Source organism: Frankia sp. CpI1-P, assembly GCF_001421075.1.
GTDB classification, from domain to species: domain Bacteria; phylum Actinomycetota; class Actinomycetes; order Frankiales; family Frankiaceae; genus Frankia; species Frankia torreyi.
Genome location: NZ_LJJX01000120.1, coordinates 1 through 3,345, shown reverse-complemented (window position 1 = coordinate 3,345; position 3,345 = coordinate 1). Strand labels below are relative to the sequence as shown.

Here is a 3,345-nt window from a genome sequence, read left to right as displayed (position 1 = left end):
CCCCCGCCAACACAGGGGGGTCCGACCGCTGACGCTGGCGCAGGTCGGCGGACCGCTGGGCACCCCCCAAGCACTCCGCGACATAAGGGAGGCGTACGCCGACCCGCACCCAGACGGGCCCGCGGCTGCCTAGGCGCGCAGGCGCACACGCGCGTTGGGCCCCGTGCACCGGGCCCGCCTGCACACCGGCCGATGGTGTCGAGAACGCGCGTTTTCGACGGTGCACCCCACCTTGATCACTGGGAAGTGCAAAAGGTGTAACCGGTTCCGATCTTGCTTGGTGATCTCTCGGGTGAGGCTGCGCGCGCTTCCCGGTCCGGCCGCCGGCGGGGCGCTTCCCGTCTCGTCTCGNCAGCCTCGGGAAGCGAGACGAGACGAAGCCGAGCCGAAGCGGGAAGCGGCCCGCGGCGTCTCGCTCCCGCTTCCCGATGATCTTCCCCGGATCTTTCCCGCGGTCTTCCCGACTGGCCCNCCGACCGACCCGACTGGAGAGGTCCACCGACCCGACTCGGCAGCCGACCCGGTCGGCCGGACGTCTCGGCCGGCAACGCTCCCGTGCCTGGTTGACCTCGGTAGTCGGGTGTCCCGACCCCGGTAGTCGGGTGCGCGTCTCGACAGTCGGATCGGGGCCCGTCTCGGCAGTCGGGGCGATACGCGCGACGCTTCCCNCATCCTTCCCGGATCTTCCCCNCATCCTTCCCGGCGGCTCCCCGGTCGGGTCGTCTCGCCACCCGGNCGGGCGACTCGGTGTCTCGGTCGGCGGGAAGCGTCCCGGTCGGNCAGGCGAGACACGGGGCGCTTCCCATGATCCTCCCCGGGGCCTTCCCCGCAGGCTTCCCGGCCGGGGTCGTCTCGGTGGGCCTGGTGCTCGTTCTCGGCAACACCGCGGACGCTTCCCGACGCTTCCCGGGGAACCGCGGTCGTCTCGCTCCTGGGGGCGACGGACCCGACCCGCCGGCGCTCCGACGCGCCCGGCGGGTCGACGCGCCACGGGGTGCCGACCGAAGGGAGGCGGGGCCCCGTGCCGCGCGGCGAACCCGACCGGCGCGGCGCGTGCGCCGGCGGGGCGCCGGCACGGCGCCCCGCCCTTGAAACCCTTCAGAAAGTTCGCGACGATCTTGAAGGTGGTAACAATGTTCCCGCCTTCAAGATCCCTGCCGGGTCGAACGATCTGCTCCGCGTCGAACCTCGTTGACAATGTCAACAAGGTTCGGTCGTCACGTGACGATCGGCTTTCGGCAGCCGTCCCGGTGGTGTGCAGNGGGCTGTGCAACGCCGTGCACGACGGTGTGCAAACCGGTGTGCAAGATCCGTGCATGCACGGCCCCAACGCGCGCGTACGCGCCTGCGCGCATGGCCACCCGCCGGCCTGGATCGTGCACACCATCGGCGGCACCCCGGCCGCCGGCCGGTCGTGCTCGTGCGCCTGGCCCACGTCGACGCCCACCAGCTCGCCCCCGCCGGACGGGTCGCGGTAGCGGCGGCTCGGCCCCCNCCCCCGCCGGCGAGACCGGTCCGACGCTCCGAGCGGTGCCGGCCGCGACCCGCGACCCCCGCCCGGTGTGGCTGCTTCCGACCCCCGCCGGCGGTAGCCCCGGCCGGTCGCCCCNCCGCTACCCGTAGCGGCACCGGCGCGACCTTCCCGCCGACCGGCAACCCGTTCAGACTCTCCTGTCGATCATCCTGCGCGGTCTCCACTGGAGACTCCGACAGCCCGAACCCGCGGCCCAACTGCGCGTGCCTACGCGTAGGCACGCGTGCGCGAGGACCCCACCGGCTCCGATGCCCCCCGCCGGCGGCGTGCGCCTGGTGCTCGTCGACGCCCAACCCCCGCCGGCTCGNCTCCCGCCGGCNGGGGTCCGGTCTTGATCCCAGAACGGCCAATTCGGCAACGCCCGACCGACCCTGACCGACAGCCGACCGACGCTCTCAGATCGCCGTAGACGGTTCCGCCCATCCCATCCCACCAGGGGACCGACGTCCATCCGTCTGTGTGGCTCTCAGGGCCACGCCTGCGGCCCCTCAACGCCACNCAGACGGNCGATCCCGTCCGGCCCGGTGGTCGCCTAGGCCGATGCGGCTACGGCCGGCACCGGCTGCCCTGCCGGCGGCAGCGACTCGGCGTAGGTGCGGATCGCGGCGATGTCGTGGCCGTACCGGCCGTAGACGCCACCGACCACGGCCCGGATGCGCTTCGGGGATTGGGCCAGGCTCCCGGCGAGATTCGCGCCGAACCGTCCCGTCCGCAGCGTCTCGAATTCGGCAGCGACGATCCGGCCGTGCAACGCGGCTCCCAGTGCCTCGGTGATCGTCTCGTACCGGGCCCGGCCGGGGTCGTCGGTCTGCTCGGCGTGACGCTGCCGGGCCCGGTCCAGCTCGGCCGTCTGCTGCCTGATCGCGGCTTCGACTTGGCGGACGTGTCGGCGGCACGCGGTGCACGGGCACACAGTCGGGCCTTCCGNCAGCGCGGGCACCCCGGTTTTGNGCGTGCCGGTCAGCCGGTACATCAACCACCCGCCCGGTTGCTTGATCTTGTCCGTGGTGGGGTCCGCGGTCAGATGCGCGGCGAGCACCGCCGGCTCCCACCCGGCCGCCACGGCGGCGTCGATCGGNGCGGCGAGCACGGCACGCTCCGGGCCTCCGAGCGTCAGCGTCCCGGCCACGGTGTCGAGCACCAGCCGCGCGGCCTCCGACTCGGCGGCCGGCTCCGTGGTGGGGNGAANGGGACTCGAACCACCACCCCCGGTCGGTGGTTTCGGTGCTGGTGCCTTGCGGGTGCGCGCGGGGGTGGTGGTGTTTTTCGTCTTGTTGTTCTTGGTCTTAGTTCCGGTCCGCTGGGGCGGACTACCGAGGTCCGCTGGGGCGGACTCCGGTAGTCCGCTGGAACGGACTACGGGCTGAGCTGGGGTTTCTCGTGTTTCCGCAGGTCGCGCCGTAGTCCGCTGGAACGGACTACGGGAAGGCTCGGGGTCGGCCTCGGCGAGGCGTCGCTGGTACCACTCGTGCAACGAGCGGGCGCCGGCGTAGTCGTCGGAGGGAGACCCGTGGACGAGGTACCGGTTGCGGGCCCGCATCCCGCCGGCGTGGCGGTGCTGGCGGACCTCGATGGCCCCCAGCTCCACGAGCTGGGCAAGGTAGCGATCCACGGACTCGGCCTTGGCGAACCCGCACCACTCCGCGAGGGTGTACCGGCTCGGCCAGACCTCGGTGTCGTCGCGGGCAACGTTGACGTGCATCGCGAGGCACCAGTACAGGACCTTCGCGTGATCGTCGATGCCGGACAGGGCAACCCAGTCACCCAACATGGTGAACGGCGCCCGCCGGCCGGCGGCAATCTCCATCTGT

Annotated in this window: 1 pseudogene; it reads right to left on the bottom strand. The window is 72.4% G+C overall.

Going from position 1 to position 3,345, the window contains the following annotated elements:
• Positions 1-2,723: 2,723 nt before the first annotated feature.
• Positions 2,724-3,345 (bottom strand): annotated as a pseudogene (locus tag FF86_RS36900) (helix-turn-helix domain-containing protein); the annotation flags it as partial.